The following is an 18974-nucleotide window of genomic DNA, read 5'->3' as shown; positions in this document are numbered from 1 at the left end:
CGCGCTTGGACGGACGAATGTCCGGCCACCGCCTAATGCTTTGCCAGGGCGCCTTCGTGCACCTCGGTGGCATGTTTGCCCGAACCCCAGCCCACATGCGCCTCGGCCCGCATCCGCTCGACCATGTGCGGGTAGTGCAGCTCGAATGCGGGACGCTCGGAACGGATTCGGGGCAGTTCGTAGAAGTTGTGCCGCGGCGGCGGGCAGGTGGTGGCCCACTCCAGCGAGTTGCCGTAACCCCACGGATCATCCACGGTGACCACTTCGCCGTAGCGGTAGCTCTTGAACACGTTCCAGATGAACGGCAACATCGACGCGCCCAGGATGAAGGCGCCGATGGTGGAAATCGTGTTCAGCGTGGTGAAACCGTCACCGGGCAGGTAGTCGGCGTAGCGGCGCGGCATGCCCTCGGCGCCCAGCCAGTGCTGGACCAGGAAGGTGGTGTGGAAGCCGATGAAGGTGGTCCAGAAGTGCCACTTGCCCAGGCGCTCGTCCAGCATGCGGCCGGTGATCTTGGGGAACCAGAAGTAGATACCGGCGTAGGTGGCGAAGACGATGGTGCCGAACAGCACGTAGTGGAAGTGCGCGACGACGAAGTATGAGTCGGTGACGTGGAAGTCCAGCGGCGGCGAGGCCAGGATGACGCCGGACAGACCGCCGAAGAGGAAGGTGACCAGGAAGCCGAGGGAGAACAGCATCGGCGATTCGAAGGTCAGCTGGCCGCGCCACATGGTGCCGATCCAGTTGAAGAACTTCACACCGGTCGGGACGGCGATCAGGAAGGTCATGAACGAGAAGTACGGCAGCAGCACCGCGCCGGTGGCGTACATGTGGTGGGCCCACACCGCGATCGACAGCGCTGCGATGCCGAGGGTCGCGTAGACCAGCGTGGTGTAACCGAAGATCGGCTTACGCGAGAAGACCGGGAAGATCTCCGAGACGATCCCGAAGAACGGCAGCGCGATGATGTACACCTCGGGGTGGCCGAAGAACCAGAACAGGTGCTGGTAGAGCAGGATGCCGCCGGTAGCCGGATCGTAGATGTGGCCGCCGAGATGGCGGTCGTAGGCCAGGCCGAACAGCGCGGCGGTCAGCAGCGGGAAGGCGAGCAGCACGAGGACGCTGGTGACGGCGATGTTCCAGGTGAAGATCGGCATCCGGAACATGGTCATACCGGGGGCACGCAGGCAGACCACGGTGGTCAGCATGTTGACACCACCGAGGATGGTGCCCAGACCGGAGACCGCGAGGCCGAGGATCCACAGGTCGGTGCCGACGCCGGGCGAGTGCAGGATGTCGGTCAGCGGCACGTACGCCGTCCAACCGAAATCCGCGGCGCCGCCGGGGGTGATGAAGCCCGCGGTCGCCATGGTCGCGCCGAATGCGTACAGCCAGTAGCTGAAGGCATTCAGTCGCGGGAAGGCGACGTCGGGTGCGCCGATCTGCAGCGGCAGGACGATATTGGCGAAGCCGAACACGATCGCGGTCGCGTAGAACAGCAGCATGATCGTGCCGTGCATGGTGAACAGCTGGTTGAACTGCTCCGTAGACAGGAACTGCAGACCCGGGCGAGCCAGCTCACCACGCATCAGCAGGGCCATCAGACCACCGATGAGGAAGAACGCCATCGAGGTGGTCAGGTACATGACACCGAGGACCTTGGGGTCGGTGGTGGTGACCATCTTGACGATGAACGAGCCCTTCGGCCCGGTCCGAGCCGGATACGGCCGAGTCGCTTCCAACTGAGGGACTGGCTTTGGCTCTACGGCAGTCACTGATCCTCCTGAAAGGTGCCTTTAGGTCGCTCCGCAGGCTCCGCTGCTCACATCCGCCCCACCACCGGGGACAGACGAGGAGTTCGCTTGCGCTCCTGAGATCGTAAACCGTGCTGTCGCAGCCATCCGCACGGGTCCTACTCTGCGTCGTATTTCCCGGTGCGGGCGACTGCGGCGGCAATCGAAATCCGACGCCATGCCTGCGATGACTTTCCCGGGCGGCCGACGTCTCTATCGATGACAGTGATCCACTCTCGGCAAGGAGACCATTGATGAGCACAGCATCGCGTAGCGATTCCATGAGTGGTGGCGGTCGGACGACAGGTGGGCCCGCACCGAAGACCGGCGATCCCTGCTGGGGCGACGTTTACACCTCTGATCCAGACGGTGCCATTGCCTTCTACGGCCAGTTGTTCGGCTGGACCGCAGACCGCGCGGACGAGGAGTTCGGCGGCTACATCACCTTCCGCAAGAACGGAAAGGCCGTCGCGGGCGGCATGGGCAAGACCGGAGACGGGGTCGAAGGACCCGACCAATGGACGGTCTACCTCGCCTCGCCCGACGCCAAGGCCACCGCCGACGCGGCCGCCGAGCACGGCGGCACGGTCGTCGTGCCGCCCATGGACGTGGGCGATCTCGGCGCGATGGCCGTGCTCGGCGATGTCGGCGGCGCGGGTGTCGGCATCTGGCAGACCGGCACCTTCGGCGGTTTCGAGGCCATCGGCATCGCCTCCGGCGGCAAATGGAGCGACCACGTCGGCATCCCGTCCTGGTTCGAACTGCACACCCGCGATTACGCGCGCTCGCTCGACTTCTACCGCGACGTCTTCGGCTGGAACGACACCTTCACCATCTCCGACTCCCCGGAGTTCCGCTACACCACCATCCACGCCACCACCCCGATGCTCGGCGGTGTCATGGATAGCTCGGCGTTCCTGCCCGAGGGCGTACCCGCGGGCTGGAAGATCTACTTCGGCGCCGATGACGTCGACGCGGCCGTCGCCAAGGTCGTCGAACTGGGCGGCACTGTACTGGCCGAGCCCGAGAACACCCCCTACGGCCGGATCACGCAGGTCGCCGATCCGACCGGGGCGCGTTTCAGCATCGGCGGCAACGCCGGGTAGCCGATCCGACGATCGCGCGGAATCCGCTGTACGACAGCTGGATTCCGCGCGGTCACAACTGCGGTCCGGAATGCGATGTGCGCGCGGTGGTGGCCTTCGCGTCTCGGCACCCACACCACGCGGTACCCTCACCCGCATGCCGGTGAGCGCCCTTGTTCGCACCCGAAACCGCACCGATAGCGACTGCTCGCAGGTCGCTCGAAACAACACCGATAGCGACTGCTCGCAGGTCGCTCGAAACAACACCGATAGCGACTGCTCGCAGGTCGCTCGAAACAACGCAGACTCCCGCCGATACGGCACCGCCAGCAATCGCGCGGTCCGGCAGGGGGGCACGGCGGTCGCTCTGCTCTGCGCCGCATTGCTCATCGCGGGCTGCAGCCAGAAAGACGACGCCAGCTCGATCATTCGCACCACGACGAATATCGCGGGTGCGGGTGTGGTCGGCCTGGAGCGCGACACCTCGCAGGCCTGCCCGCTGCCGAGCGCACCCGATCCGTCGAACGGCAAGACTCGCACCGTCACCCATGCCGCGGGCACCTCGGAGGTGCCCGCCGATCCGCAGCGCATCGTGGTGCTGTCCACCTCCGCCTTGGACGCCGCCTGCGCGGTCGGTCTGTGGGAGCGGGTCGTCGGCGCGGTCCCGATCGACGGACCCCGCTCTCAGCCGATGTATCTCGGTTACGGCGTGCTGAAGATTCCCGCGGTCGGTTCGCCGGCACAGCCGGATATCGGGCAGATCGCCGCCTTGCATCCCGATCTGATCATCGGCGATATTTCCAGCGGCCCAGGCGGTTTCGCAGCATTGCAGACGATCGCACCGACCGTTCTCGCCGATCCCGGCAGCGGCTGGCAGACCGAATTCGGCACGCTCGCAGCGGGTCTCGGGCGTCGTAATGCCGCGGCAACGGCATTGGAGAACTACCGCAACGAAGCACGCGAGACCGGTAATATTCTGGGCGCCAGCCAGTCCCAGGCCTCGGTGGTGCGCTTCACCGCCGACCAGGATCAGGTCCAGGGCAACAATAGCTTCGCGGGACAGGTCCTCGCCGATGTCGGTGTGCAGCGGCCGACCGCGCAGCGCGGCACCTCTTTCGAGGTGACCGAGCAGAACCTGCTCGAGGTCGAGGGCGACATCATCTACGTCATCTTCGCGGGCGAAGCCGGTGAGCAGCGCGGTAAAACGGTGCTGCGCAGCGATGCGTGGAAGGATCTCGGAGCTGCCGCCGATAAGCGCGTCTTCGCGGTCGAAGACACCGTGTGGCACGGTGCCGGGCTCACCGCGGCCCGTGCCCTGCTCGCCGACCTGCGCAGCAGCCTGAACGGTTACGTCACCGACTGACTGTATTGAATTGGCCGCGCCTTCGGCGCGGCGTGTTCGCGGCCCCCTCGTGTCTCGCGGCCGAGCCGTCGAGACTCGCGCCTACGGCGCATGCGCTTCGACAGCTCGGCCGCGAGACGGGCCGCGAACGTCGCTCGTAAGACTCGCTCCGTGGCCGTCGCGAGTGAGCTGATCGGTCCTCTAAGCGCGCGCACCTTGGGCGTCGCTCGTAAGACTCGCTCCGTGGCCGTTGCGAGTGACTTGATCGTCCTCGAGCGCGCACACCTTGGGTATGGATTCGCTCACCCTTGGAGTGCTCTCACCAGCGCTTGGGTAGCTGTCGCCAAACCCTCCCGTCAGCGAGATTAGAAGGACACCGAGAACAAGACGGATCCTTTGAGGGGACAGCACAATGAGCACTCTGGTCGAATCGCCCGCCACCAACGTCATCCAGCTGCAGCCGCGCCTGCGCAACGCTGCCGAGCGCGAGCTGCATGCGGTCGCCAGCAACTCCGAGACGCTCGCCAACGTCGAGCTGGATCGTTGGGCGAACCGGCTGGCCCGAGTGCTGATCGACCGGGGCGCCGCCGCGAACGCGCGGATCGCGCTGGCGATCGACCCGCAGATCGAAGCCACGGTTGCCGCATCCGCCGTCGTCAAACTCGGCGCGACTCCGGCGTCGGTGGCCGAGGATGCGACCGCCGTCCCCGGTGCTTACCTCGGCATCACCACCAAGGCCCGCCGCCCTGAGCTCAGCGATGCGATCGACTGGCTGCTCCTGGACGACCGCTCGACGCTGCAGCGCTACCTGGTCAGCTCCGACTCCCCGATCACCGCTGCCGATCGGCTGACCGAGCGGAAGTCTGCCTGATCCGCTATTCAGCCTGCGCGCCCGAACCCACCGAGGTCGGGCGCGCAGCGGCGCGTATGCCGGACCCGGAGGCGGCACTACCGCGCGACCACTCGAGCCCCTTGGACGCCGCCCATCGAACCGCCGGGGACGCCACCGATCGAACACAGTGTTGTCAATACGCCTTCGGTCGGCTCGGCGCCGGTCCAAAATGAACTTGCTACTACGCGACGGTCGGGACCAGCGGTGCGCCACCGCTCCAGACGTCAGAACGCAGGTGTGCTTATGCAACAGCCATCGTCCTCGAACGGAAAAGTAGGCACCGCACCGCCCGACAGCGCGTTCCCGCTGTCGGCAGCCCAGCGCGGCATCTGGTTCGCCCAGCACATCGCGGGCGACACGCCTATCTCGATCGCACAGTACGTCGAACTGATCGGCGAACTAGATCTCGACGCGCTCGCCGCGGCCGCCAAGCAGACCGGGCGCGAATTCGGGACCGGATATGTCCGGCTGCTCGATGTCGAGGGTCAGCCGTACCAGCTCGTCGACACCACCATTGTCGACGAACTCACCGTCATCGACCTGCGCGATAAACCCGATCCCGAGGCAGCGGCACATGCCTGGATGCGCGCGGAGTACTCCGCGCCGCTGGATCTGACGCACGACCGATTGGTCGCGGTGGCCATGCTGCGGCTGGCCGATGACCGCTGGTTCTGGTACTCGCGCATGCACCACATCGTGCTGGACGGTATGGGTGCGCTCGCACTGGTACAGCGCACCGGCGAGATCTACAACGCCGCCATCGAGGGCAGCGAGGCGCCGCCCGCCAAGGCCGAACCACTGCAGAAGATCGTCGACGCCGATCTGGCCTACCGCGGCTCGGACCGATTCGACGCCGACCGCGAGTACTGGCGCGAGCATCTGGCCGGGATGGCCGCCCCGGTCAATCTCGCAGGTCGCGAGGCCGATGTCGACGCGCCGCCGAGCCGGGTCTCGGGCGCACTGCCCGCCGCGACGGCCGAATTGCTCGATACCGTGGCGAAGGCGGCCGACTCGAACGCCGCACCGACCATCGTCGCCGCCTTCGGCGCCTATCTCGCCGCGATGACCGGTGCGCCCGAAGTGGTGCTGAGCCTGCCGGTGTCGGGACGCACCACTGCGGCACTGCGCCGCTCCGGCGGTATGGTCGCCAATGTCGTTCCGATGCGCCTGATGTTGTCACCGACCACCACGGTCGGTGATGTGATCCGGGCAGCGCAGAGTGAGCTGACCGGGGCGCTGCGCAGACAGCGTTACCGGCAGGAGGACATCGTTCGTGATCTCGGCTGGTCGATGGACGAGGCGTCGTCGTTCGGTCCGGCCGTCAATTTGATGATGGTGGACACCAGGATTCAGCTCGGCTCGGTCACCGGACGACTGCACGTGCTGACATCCGGGTTGATCGATGACGTGTTTTTCAATCTGTATCCGGGCGTCGGCGGCGAGAGCACCCACATCGATCTGCAGGGCAACGGGAACCTGTACAGCACCGATGAATTGGCGGCACACCATGCCCGCTTCTTGATGTTCCTGCACGCGTTCCTGGCCGCCGGACCGGATGCGCCGCTGTGTACCGTCCAGGTCGTCTCCCCGCAGGAGCAGGATCGGCTGGTGCCCGCGCGTGGACCCGAGGCGGTCGCACCGCGCACCCTCCCCGAAATCATCGCGGCCGGTGCCGCACTAGACCCGGAGGCGGTAGCGCTGCGGAGCGGCGATACCAGCATGACCTACCGTCAGGTCGACGAGTACACTAACCGCCTCGCCCGCGTGCTGATCGCGGCGGGCGCCGGACCCGAACGCACCGTTGCGATTTCGATTCCGCGTTCGGTCGAATCCGTCCTCGCCACGCTCGCGGTGGCGAAATCCGGTGCGGCATTCGTCCCGATCGACCCGACCTATCCCGCCGACCGGATCGAGCATATGGTCGGCGACAGCGGGGTCGCCGCGGGCTTGACCGTGCACCCGGCACGAAAGTCCTTGCCGGACCGCGTGAATTGGCTGCTGCTCGACGATGACGCGACCGCCGAAACGGTGGACGTGCAAGATTCTGCGGCGATCACCGATGTCGAACGCCGCGGGCCGGTACACCTGGATCAGATCGCCTATATCATCTACACCTCCGGATCGACGGGACTGCCCAAGGGTGTGCTGGTGTCGCATCGCGGCCTGGCGAATCTGGTCACCGGTTCCGGCGCCGGATTCGGTGTCAACGCCGATTCCGTAGTGGCACATGCGGTTTCGCCGAGTTTCGATATTTCCGTCGAGGAGATCCTGGTCACCCTCGCGGCAGGGGCGACGCTCGCCGTCGTGCCGCCATCGGCCTATGCGGGCGAGGAGATGGCCGAAGTTCTGCGCGCGCACCGGGTCACCCATCTCAATGTCACCCCGACGGTGGTGGGCTCACTGGACCCGGCGACGCTGCCGGATCTGCAGACGATCGTCGTCGGTGGTGACGCGTGTCCGCGGGAGCTGGTGACCACCTGGTCCGGGCGGACGCTGTTGAACGGCTACGGGCCCACCGAAACCACCGTCACCGTAACCTTGAGCGGGCCATTGCGCCCCGGCGGGCCGGTAACCATCGGCAGCATCGTTCGCGGCGTCACCGCTGTCGTGCTCGACCCGTGGTTGCGGCCGGTGGCCCGCGGCGTGGTCGGTGAGTTGTATCTGGCCGGCGCGGGCGTTGCGCGCGGCTACCACCAGCGCAACGGGCTGACCGCCAGCCGTTTCGTCGCCAACCCGTACGCGCCGGGTGAGCGGCTGTACCGCACCGGCGATCTCGTACGGTGGACCGCGGACGACGAACTGGAGTACCAGGGCCGCAGCGACTTCCAGGTCAAGGTGCGCGGGTTCCGCATCGAACTCGGCGAGATCGATGCGGCGCTGCAACGACAGCCCGATGTCGACTTCGCACTCACCATCGGCGCCGAGACCCCCGCCGGAGCGACCGCACTGGTGTCCTACGTGCTCGGCAAGCCCGGCACCGAGATTCACCCCGAGGCGCTGAAAGCCGCTGCCGGAGAGACACTTCCGGCCTATATGATCCCCTCGGTCATCATGGTGCTCGACAGCATTCCGCTGACACCGCTCGGCAAGGTGGACCGCAGGGCCCTGCCCGCACCGGATTTCAGGGTCCGAGAACTTGTGAGCCGGGCGCCGTCGACGCCGCGCGAAGCGGCACTGGCCGACTTGTTTGCCGATGCCCTCGGACTCGAAACGGTCGGTGTCGACGACAGCTTCTTCGCACTCGGCGGTGACAGTATCGTCTCCATCCAGCTGGTCTCGCGTGCGAAGGCCGCCGGGATCGGCTTCAGTGCAAGAGATGTGTTCGAGCGCAAGACCGTTGCCGCGCTGGCCGCGATCGCGACCGACGTGCGCGCGCAGACGGTCACCGAACTGCCCGGTGGCGGGGTCGGCACCATCGAGCTCACGCCGATCGTGCACGCCATGGTGGAGCAGGGACCGACCTGGAACCGCTTCGGTCAGGCCGTCTTGATCGGTCTCCCGGAGGCCTTCGACCGCGACCAGCTCCGCGCCGCGGTCCAAGCGCTCATCGACCATCACGATGTGCTTCGCTCTACACTTCGGCACACCGAGCGAGGCTGGGAATGGATTGTCGCCGAGCCTGATTCGATAACTGCCGATGATTTGATCGAGGTAGTCGCGGCCGACGCGGACTCCGACGACAGCTACGAGCGCGAATTACAACAGGCGGCGGATCTGCTCGATCCCGAGGCGGGTGTCGTCACGCGCTTCGTGCTGATCGAGCGCGCGGGGGCCGATCCACTGTGCTGGCTGGTACTGCACCATCTGGTGACCGACGGCGTCTCCTGGCGAATCCTGTTGCCGGACCTAGCGATCGCGGCGGCGGGCGGCGCACTCGTGCCCGTCGGCACCTCCTTCCGGCGATGGGCATACGGTCAAGCCGAACAGGCGCCCGAGCGGGTGGCCGAACTGCCACTGTGGCAACAGATGCTGGCCACCCCGGATCCGGTCATCGGCTCGGCGGCACTGGATCCCACGGTCGACGTCGTCGCCACGATGGGCCAGTACCAGACCACCGTCGACCGGGATATCGCCAACACCGTACTGGCCACTCTGCCCGACCAATTCCATTGTGGCGCAGACGATGTGCTGCTCACCGGACTCGCTCTCGCGGTGAGCCGCTGGCGCGATCGCAATACCGCGCTGCTCACCCTGGAAGGCCACGGCCGCTCCGAGACGCTGCTGCCCGGCGCCGATATCGCCCGCACGGTCGGCTGGTTCACCAGCATCTACCCGCTGGCTATAGATGTGAGCGGCATCGATCTCGACGACGCGTTCGCCGGTGGCGGCGCGGCGGGCACCGCGATCAAGAAGGTCAAGGAACAGCTGCGCGCGGTGCCGGATAAGGGCATCGGCTACGGCATGCTGCGCTATCAGCATCCGGAGTCCGCCGGCGCCCTCGCGGACGCGCCGATCCCGCAGCTCAGCTTCAACTATCTCGGCCGTGCGCTCACCGGCGGGCAAGCGGGAGCGTGGCTACCACAGCGTTTCGCGGCGACGCACAACGAGTCGGCGCCGCTCGCCGCGGTCGTCGATATCAATGCCGTGCTCACCGATGTCGGCTTGGAGGTCACCTGGGCCTACGCCTCGCGGCTGCTCGACCAGGCGGATGTCGGTCAACTCGCTGAGCTGTGGTCGCAGGCGCTGCACGCGCTCGCGGTGCACGCCGGCTCGCCGGGCGCGGGCGGACGCACCCCGTCCGACTTCGAACTCGTCGCTGTGCCACAACAGCAGATCGAGAGCTGGGAACGCACCTACCCGAGCCTCGTCGATGTCTGGCCGCTTTCACCGCTGCAGTACGGTCTGCTTTTCCATGCGCTCTACGACACCGATACCGCCGACGACTACACCGTCCAATCACTGCTCACCCTGGCGGGCACCGTCGATGCCGCCCGCCTGCGCAGTGCGGCGCAGGTCTTGGTGGAGCGGCACGAGAACCTGCGCGTCGCCTTCGCCGAAACCGACGACGGTCCGCGCCAACTCGTTCTCGCCGATGGCGAAATCCGCTGGCACGATATCGATCTCACCGATATCGCCGACGCCGACGAACGCGACCGCGAACTCGACCGTCTCATCGCCCTCGATGCCCGTACCCGATTCGAACTCGACCGCCCACCGCTGATCCGCTTCACCCTCATCCGCACCGGGGCCGATATCTATCGGCTGGTCATGACCAATCACCATCTGGTGCTGGATGGCTGGTCGACGCCGCTGCTGGTGCGCGAGCTGCTAACGCTCTACGTCGCGAGGGGCGACACAGCCGTACTGCCGCCCGCGCACTCGTATCGAGAGTTCCTGGCGTGGCTCGATGAGCAGGACAACGAGGCCTCGATCGCAGCCTGGACGCAATCGCTGGCCGGCGTGGATACGCCGACGCGCGCGGTCCCGACGCTGGCCGGGATCGAATCGACCGAGGCCGGAATGATCACTCACGACCTGACCCGCGCCACGGTCGAGCGGCTGGAGGCCATCGCACGCGAATCCGGCGCGACGGTGAATACGATGGTGCAGGCCGCATGGGCAATGCTGCTCGCCATGTCGACCGGGCGCACGGATGTGGTGTTCGGCGGCACCGTATCCGGTAGGCCACCGGAGCTGCCCGGTGTCGAAGAGATGGTCGGATTGTTCATCAATACGCTCCCGGTACGGGTCCAGCTCGATCCCGCGGAGAAGGTCGCCGACCTACTGACCCGCCTCCAGGCCGAGCAGGCGCGCCTGCTGGACCACCAGCATGTGGGGCTGGCCGCCATCCACCGGGCCGTCGGCCTCGCCGAACTCTTCGACACGCTCACAGTATTCGAGTCGTATCCGATCGACCGGGAGGCGCTGTCGCAGGCGCTCGATATCGCGGGTATGCGGGTGCTAGATGTCGAAGGCACCGACGCGACGCCCTACCCGTTGGGCATCATGGTCATTCCGGTGCACGGCGAAGACGGGCACGACACGCTGCGCATCAACCTGAAATTCATGGCCGACCAGCTCGATCTCACGGCGGCACAACCACTGCTGGATCGCTTCGTCCGGCTGCTGACCCAAATCGCCGACAGCCCGAATGCCCTCGTCTCCCAACTGCAATACTGCGACGACGCTGAACTGGCCACACTGCTGCCGGTACGAGGCGCGGAGTCGGTTCCGCCACAAACACTTCCGGACATCCTGTCGGCAGGCGCGCGCATCGATCCCGATGCCATCGCGATCACCGCGGGCGATCTCAGCATGAGCTATGGCGAGCTCGACGCCTGGTCCAACCGCTTCGCCCGGGTACTGCTCGGCCGCGGTGTCGGTCGGGAGATCTTCGTCATACTCGCACTCACCCGATCACTGGAATCCGTGGTGGCAGTCTGGGCGCTCGCCAAGTCCGGAGCGGCCTTCCTACCGCTGGATCCGAGCTATCCGGTGGAGCGGATCGAGCACATGCTCACCGATTCGAAGGCGCCGATCGGGGTGACCGTCACGGCGACCGGTGAAACATTGCCCGGCACCATCGACTGGCTGCTGCTCGACGACCTGAACACGATTCGACGGGTCATGCTCGTCTCGGACGCACCCATCACCGACGAAGAGCGCGGCGGCCCCATCAATATCGACCAGACCGCCTACCTGATCTACACCTCGGGCTCCACCGGTAAGCCCAAGGCGGTCCTGGTCAGCCATCGTGGCCTGACGAATATGGCGACCGCACAACAAGAGGCCCTCGAACTCGGTCCCTCTACCAGTTCGCTACAGGTCGCTTCGCCGAGTTTCGACGCATCGGTCATGGAGCTGCTGATGGCGCATTCGACGGGTGGCCGCTTGGTGGTAGCGCCACCGGATGTCTACGGCGGCAGCGATCTCGAACATCTGCTGCGCACCGAACGGGTCACCCATGCCGCGATCACGCCGTCGGCGCTGGCCACCATGGAACCGACCGATCTGCCCGACCTGCGGGTGCTCGGGATCGGGGGCGAGGCCGGCGCACCCGAACTGATCGACCGTTGGGCGGTCGGGCGGCGGATGGTGAATCTATACGGCCCCACCGAATTCAGCGTATGTGCGACCAATCCCGCCGAACTGCTGCCGGGGAAACTGGTCACCATCGGCGGCCCGATCCGCGGCGCGTCCAATCTGGTGCTCGATACCTGGCTGCGCCCGGTTCCAGTGGGCATCGCGGGTGAGCTGTACCTGGCCGGTCCGGCGCTGGCACGTGGTTACTTCAACCGGTTCGCGATGACCGCGGCGCGCTTCATCGCGAATCCGTATGGCGCGGCCGGGGAAAGGATGTATCGAACCGGCGATATGGTCCGATGGGTCACCGGCGCCGATGGCGCACTCGTGCTCGAGTATCTGGGCCGCAGCGACTTCCAGGTCAAGATCCGTGGTCTGCGGATCGAACTCGGCGAAATCGATGCCGTGCTCTCACGCGACGAACAGGTCGAATACGCGGTGACCATCGGCCTCACCGGACCGGCGGGCGCGACCGTGCTGGTCTCGTATGTCCTGCCGACCCCGGGCGCCGAACTCGATCCCGAGCGCCTACGGGAACAGGTGGCGGCCGAACTGCCCAGCTATATGGTGCCCGGATACCTGGTCGTGCTCGATAAGATTCCGCTGACCCCAGTCGGCAAACTGGATCGCAAAGCCCTTCCGGTGCCGGACTTCTCGGCCACCGACCGGCCGTATCTCGCGCCAAGGACGGCGGTCGAACAGGCGGTCGCCGCGGTATTCGGCGAGGTGCTCGGCAACGAGCAGGTGAGCGTCGACCAGTCGTTCTTCGAACTCGGCGGCAATTCGCTCAGCGCGACCAAGGTTGTCGCCCGAATCAATTCGTCCCTCGGCTCCACCATCGCGCTGCGCGATCTGTTCGACGCGCCGACCGTGGCCCAACTGTCCGCACGGGTCATCCCGGCCACCGACGGCAAGCCTGGCCGGTTCGCGCTGGCACCGCGGATCCGTCCGGACCGAATTCCGTTGTCTCCGGCGCAGCAACGCATGTGGGTACTCAATCGGATGGATCCCACCTCGCCCGCCTACAACATCGCGATCGCCTTGCGACTCACCGGAAACCTCGATGTGGCGGCGATGCAATATGCGCTGGCCGATGTGGTCGAGCGGCACGAGAGTCTGCGCACCATCTACCCCGCCGACGCCGAGGGACCCCGGCAGGTGGTGATCAGCACCGCGGCGGCCGCGCCGGAGTTGACGGTGATCGCTGCCGAAGACACTGCCGCCCTGCGTCATCGGATCACCGCCTTGGCGGGCACCGGATTCGATATCACCAAGGAACCGCCGCTGCGGGTCGGCATCTTCCGCATCGCCGAGGGCACCGGTGCGGACGGCAAGGGTTTGGTGCCGGTGTCCTCCAGCCCCACCGTGGGCGTTTCGCCGGTGGCTTCGCATGCGTCGATGGACGTTTCGCCGGTGTCGTCGAGTCCGGTCCTGGCCCCGGCTCCAGTGGTGACCGAAGTGCCCTCGGTGCATGTCGTGGTGCTCGTGGTGCATCACATCAGCGCCGACGGCGCATCGATGGCGCCGTTGGCAGCCGATTTGGTCGCGGCGTACTCCGAACGGACCAGCGGGGCCGGCACCTCCCGCGTGCCACTCACCGTGCAGTACGCCGACTTCGCACTGTGGCATCGAGAGTTGCTCGGTAACGAGGCGGATCCGGAATCGCTTGCGGCCCGGCAGACCCGGTATTGGACCGATGCCCTCACCGGTGCGCCGGATGTGTTGGAGCTGCCCGCCGATCGCCCGCGCCCCGCAGTGCAGTCGATGCGCAGCGCCGATGTCGATTTCACGCTGGACGCGCAATTGCACAGCGCCATAATTGAATTCGCCGCCACCAACAATGTCAGCGTATTCATGGTCGTGCACGCCGCGCTCGCGGTGCTGCTGGCACGGCTCAGCGGTACCGACGATGTCGTGATCGGCACGCCCGTCGCGGGGCGTGGCGAGCAGGCCCTCGACGACCTCGTCGGCATGTTCGTCAATACGCTGGCCCTGCGCACGCCGGTCGATCAGGGGACTGGATTCCGGCAGTTCCTCGCGAGCGTGCGGTCCGCGGATCTGGATGCCTTCGGCAATACCGATGTGCCGTTCGAACGGCTCGTCCAGGTGCTCAATCCGACCAGATCGACCGCACACCATCCGATATTCCAGGTATCGCTGTCACTGCAGAATTTCGTGGAACCGGTCCTGGAACTGCCCGGATTGCGGTTCGAGGTGGAAGATTTCGATCGCGGTGCCTCGCAATTCGATCTGACGCTCGATCTGCGTGAACGTTTCACCGCCGACGGCCCGGACGGCGTCGAGGGTGTATTGACCTACGCGACGGACCTTTTCGACGAAGCCACCGTGACGACCTTTGCCGATCGATGGCGTCGTGTGCTCGCCGCGATCGTCTCGGATATCGATATCCGCCTGGCCGATATCGATATCCTCGCCGAATCCGAACGCACCGAACTGGTTCCGGTACGCGGCACCGAAACCGCGGGGACCACGACGCTCACCCAGGCGCTCGCCGCATCCACCACGTCCTACCCGGACCGCCCAGCCCTGGTCGCCGACGGGCGGACAACGACCTACCGTGAGCTAGACGCCCAGTCGAACCGGTTGGCCCGGCTCCTGCTCGAGGTTGGCAGCGGCGCGGAAACCGTCGTGGCGCTGGGTCTGCCCCGCTCCGCCGAACTGCTGATCGGCATGTGGGCGGCCGCCAAGGCCGGTGCCGCCTTCCTACCGGTCGATCCGAAACATCCGGTGGACCGGATCGATCACATGCTCACCGATTCGAGTGCCCGGGTCGGTCTCACCCTCACCGCCTACCGGCCGCTGCTGCCCGACAGCACCGAGTGGCTCGTGCTCGACGATGCCGAATTCATTGCGCGCCAACAGGCGACAAGTGACGCCGCTTTGTCATTGGGGTCGATCCGTCCGGACAACCCTGCTTGGATGATCTACACATCGGGTTCGACCGGAACACCCAAGGGCGTCTCCGTCTCCCATCGGGGTATCGCCGACCTCATTGCGGCACAACGAGAATCGCTCGGCGTAGACGAGAACTCGCGGGTACTGCAGGTCGCCTCACCGAGTTTCGACGCATCAGTTTTCGAGGCGCTGATGGCATTCGGCTCCGGCGGCGCATCGGTGGTCGCACCGCCGGAAGTCTTCGGTGGTAGCGCACTCGCCGAATTGATTGCCGCCGAACAGGTCACGCATATGGTTATCACTCCATCGGCGCTGGCCACCGTCGATCCCGCCGAGGTGTCGAGTCTGCGGGTGCTCGCGGTGGCGGGCGAGGCGGTCGGCGCCGAATTGGTCGAACGCTGGTGTGACGGCCGGACCATGCTGAATCTGTACGGTCCGACCGAATTCACCATCTGGGCAACGGGTTCCGCGCCGCTGGTCGCGAACGCACCGGTCACCATCGGTGCGCCCATTCGCGGTGCGGCCGCACTGGTCCTCGACGATCGGCTGCGTCCGGTGCCAGTCGGTGTCGCGGGTGAGCTATACCTCGCGGGCTCCGCACTGGCCCGCTGCTATCACGCCCGGCCGAGTCTGACCGCCGCGCGCTTCATCGCGAACCCCTACGGCGGTCCCGGCGAACTCATGTACCGCACCGGTGACCTGGTGCGCTGGATCCGGGCGACGGGACTGGAGCTGGAGTACATCGGCCGCACCGACTTCCAGGTCAAGGTGCGCGGTCAGCGCATCGAGTTGGGTGAGATCGACGCCGTTCTCGGCCGCGCGGACGGGGTCGACTTCGCCGTCACCCTCGGCGTTCCCGGGCCGACCGGAGCCACAGCGCTTGCGGCGTATCTCGTGCGCAAGTCCGGTGTCGAACTCGATACCGCCCGGGTGCGCGCGCTCGCCTCCGATACCCTGCCCGCGTATATGGTGCCCGCCGCCTTCGTGGTCATGGATGCCATCCCGCTCAATGCCGTGGGCAAACTCGACCGACGAGCATTGCCGGAACCGGAATTCGTCGTGGAGGAGACCGAATATCGCGCTGCGACGACTCCGACCGAGGAGATCCTGGCGCAGATCTACGCCGAGCTGCTCCATCGCGACAAGGTCGGCGTCGACGATTCGTTCTTCGCGCTCGGCGGTGACAGCATCATGGCGATCAAACTGGTCTCCCGCGCGAAAATGCACGGAATCCAGTGCACGCCGCTGCAGGTCTTCGAACATCGCACGGTGGCCGCATTGGCCGCTGTGGTGGCGGGGCCGGTCGTGCGGCTCGACGAACTGCCCGGTGGCGGCATCGGCGAGGTGCCGCTCACCCCGAACATGCGCGATCTGGTCGAGCGCGGCGGCGATATCGACCGCTGCGCGCAGTCCGTGGTGCTGCAACTTCCGGTCGGAATCGAGCGTGCACAGCTCGTCGCGACACTCGCCGCCGTGGTCGATCGGCACGACATACTGCGCTCGCGACTCTGGCCCGCGGAGGACGGCTGGAATTGGCAGATCGACGCGCCCGGCTCGGTCGACGTCGACGCACTGGTGCACCGCATCGAATTCGATGCCGCCGCCGACTTGCTCGATCTGCGTGAATACGCCGTCGCCGAGCTGAGTTCAGCGACAGACCGACTGTCTCCGGCGAGTGGCATTGTGCTGCAAGCTGTCTGGCTGGATCCGGTCGGTGATGCCGGGGCGAGAACGCGATCGGGCCGCCTGATCGTGGTGGTGCACCGCCTCGCCGTAGACAGTGCGTCGTGGCGAATTCTGGCGGCGGACTTGATCGCCGCGTGGGCGCAGGTATCGGTCGGGAACACACCCGTGCTCGCCGACGTCGGTACGTCGATGCGGCGGTGGGCGCATGCCCTCGTCGAGCAAGCGCGGACCGAGCGCCGCAGCGCCGAACTCGACTACTGGCGGGGCATGATCGACGGTCCCGATTCGCTGATCGGCGCTCGCGAGCTCGATCCGGCGATCGATCAGGCGCACACAACGCGCACGGTCGAATTCGAGGCATCCGAGGAGGTCACCACCGCACTGGTCACCACACTGCCGAAACTGTTCCAGGGCATGGTTACCGACGCCCTGCTTGCCACGCTGGTATTGGCGCTGGCGCGGTGGCGTGCAGGCGAACCGACGACCCTGCTGCGTTTGACGGGCAATGGCAGGCACGACGTGATCCCGGGTGCGGACCTGAGCCGCACACTCGGCTGGTTCACGAATAGCTACCCGGCGCGGCTGGATCTGTCCGCGATCGATATCGCTGATGCCTGCGCGGGCGGTGCTGCGATGGGCGCGGCGATCCGCGCGATCAAACATCAACTACTCGCGATACCGGACCAGGGCATTGGATACGGGATGCTGCGTTACCTCAATCCAACTGCGGCAGAACAGCTTCCGTCTCGATCACCAGGACGTGTCAGCTTCGAATACCTCGGTCGGCACTCGGAGGTCGATATTCCCGCCGGACTCGAAGGGCTCGGCTGGTCCCCCACCGATGAATTCGGCGATCTGCACGCCGATGCGGATCCCGAACTCCCGGTCGCGTCCGCACTCGAGATCAGCGCAGTCGTCATCGATGATCGGTTGCACGCGAGTCTCCGCTTCCCCGAAACACTTGTGGACCGCGCCGAGATCTTCGCGTTGGCTCGCCTCTGGCGCAAAATACTCTCTGCTACAGCCCATTTCGTGCACACCCCGGCAGCGCAGCGCGCCGCAGACGACGAATCGGCGACCATCGCCGCACAGGTGGCCGCACGCGAAACCGCCGCCGCACCAGGCGGACTCGGTCTGGACGTGCTGCTGCCGATCCGACTCGGCGGCACCGAGCCCGCACTGTTCTGCATCCACTCCTCGTCCGGAATGTCTTGGAGTTACCTCGGATTCGCGGAACGACTGCGGCCCGGCCGCCCGATCTATGGTCTACAGGCCCCGGAACTCAGCGGCCGCGAACCGGCGGCGCGTTCCATCGACGAATCCGCCGACCGGTACATCCGCGAAATCCGCGCCGTCCAGCCGACCGGACCGTACCATCTGCTCGGCTGGTCCTTCGGTGGCCTCATCGCGCACGCCATGGCGGCGAAGCTGCAGGCCGAGGGCGAAACCGTCGGTGTCGTGGCCCTTCTGGACACCGACCATGCCGACATCGACAGCGATACCATCGAACAGCTGTCCGCGGGCGCATTCGTCAATAGCTTCGGCGCGATCTTCGGCATCGACGACGTGCCCGCCGAGGCGAGTGCCAAGGAAGCCGCCGAACTCATCGAGGCCCGGCTCGGTGTGGAACTGATCGACGCCGAGATCATCGAGCGAATGGCGGCTTCCTACAACGCGTCCACGCGCACCCGCACCGGCTACCACCGCCCCGTCTACCAGGGCGACCTGCTCTATTTCAGCGCCACCGTGGATAGCTCCGATATCGTCGGGCCGGACGGTTGGCGGCCCTACGCCTCCGGCCGGGTGATCAACCACGATATCGAGCTCGCCCACAACGACCTGACCTCACCGCACGCACTCTCGATCATCGCGCCGGTACTCGATGAGCATCTCGCGGCAGCCCCATCGCCGCAACCGCGCACATGACCCGAATCGTTGTTCCCATCAGCGCAGGGCGCGCGTAGCGGTGGCATACCACCGTCCATGCGGGTCGAGGTCGTGACGGCGGTACACCGCAGCTACCCGGCCGAACCAAATTGTGCGTAGGGCGGCGCGATCAGATCTCGCTGATCGAGCAGCGCGCCGAAACGCGGCTCGCCAGACCGGGCTGGTGGCGGTCGGCGCCCGCTCATGACTGCGCCTCGCTGGTACTCGGCTCCGTCGTGCGCGATTGCGCGCTGTGTTGATGGCCCGCTCGCTCACAGCTCGCTCCCAGCCCAGGCCCACATACCGCCCAG

At 66.3% G+C, this 18974-nt stretch carries 5 protein-coding genes; 4 read left to right on the top strand and 1 reads right to left on the bottom strand.

The features are described 5' to 3' along the window. Positions 1–32: 32 nt before the first annotated feature. Positions 33–1775 carry a cytochrome c oxidase subunit I gene (gene ctaD, locus ACIBJI_RS39355; protein WP_396956307.1) on the bottom strand — a complete coding sequence of 581 codons (1743 nt, stop codon included), beginning with the start codon at positions 1773–1775 and terminating at the stop codon, positions 33–35. Between the two features lie 299 nt (positions 1776–2074). Here ctaD and ACIBJI_RS39350 point away from each other — a divergent pair, with 299 nt between their 5' ends. From ACIBJI_RS39350 to ACIBJI_RS39335, 4 genes are all read left to right on the top strand, one after another. Further along, the gene (locus ACIBJI_RS39350; protein WP_364345200.1) at positions 2075–2899 is read left to right on the top strand and encodes a VOC family protein; all 825 of its coding nucleotides are present in this window, start codon (positions 2075–2077) and stop codon (positions 2897–2899) included. Between the two features lie 136 nt (positions 2900–3035). Beyond that, complete coding sequence (locus tag ACIBJI_RS39345; protein ID WP_397088127.1) at positions 3036–4241, top strand: ABC transporter substrate-binding protein; 1206 nt, start codon at positions 3036–3038, stop codon at positions 4239–4241. Between the two features lie 391 nt (positions 4242–4632). Then, positions 4633–5091, top strand: coding sequence for a hypothetical protein (locus ACIBJI_RS39340; RefSeq protein WP_364344657.1), 459 nt, complete (start codon positions 4633–4635; stop codon positions 5089–5091). 264 nt (positions 5092–5355) lie between these two features. Continuing rightward, positions 5356–18663, top strand: coding sequence for an amino acid adenylation domain-containing protein (locus ACIBJI_RS39335; RefSeq protein ID WP_397088125.1), 13308 nt, complete (start codon positions 5356–5358; stop codon positions 18661–18663). The last annotated feature ends 311 nt before the right edge of the window (positions 18664–18974 follow it).

This window comes from Nocardia sp. NPDC050408, assembly GCF_044458905.1.
Classification (GTDB): Bacteria; Actinomycetota; Actinomycetes; order Mycobacteriales; family Mycobacteriaceae; genus Nocardia.
The sequence above is the reverse complement of the archived record's forward strand: the minus strand, read 5'-3'. Positions and strand labels throughout refer to the sequence as shown.

What these genes read in the sequence shown, in the direction of transcription:
- ACIBJI_RS39340 (WP_364344657.1), top strand. Translation starts at nt 4,633, where the DNA reads ATGAGCACTCTGGTCGAATCGCCCGCCACCAACGTCATCCAGCTGCAG.
- ACIBJI_RS39345 (WP_397088127.1), top strand. Translation starts at nt 3,036, where the DNA reads ATGCCGGTGAGCGCCCTTGTTCGCACCCGAAACCGCACCGATAGCGAC.
- ACIBJI_RS39350 (WP_364345200.1), top strand. Translation starts at nt 2,075, where the DNA reads ATGAGTGGTGGCGGTCGGACGACAGGTGGGCCCGCACCGAAGACCGGC.
- ACIBJI_RS39335 (WP_397088125.1), top strand. Translation starts at nt 5,356, where the DNA reads ATGCAACAGCCATCGTCCTCGAACGGAAAAGTAGGCACCGCACCGCCC.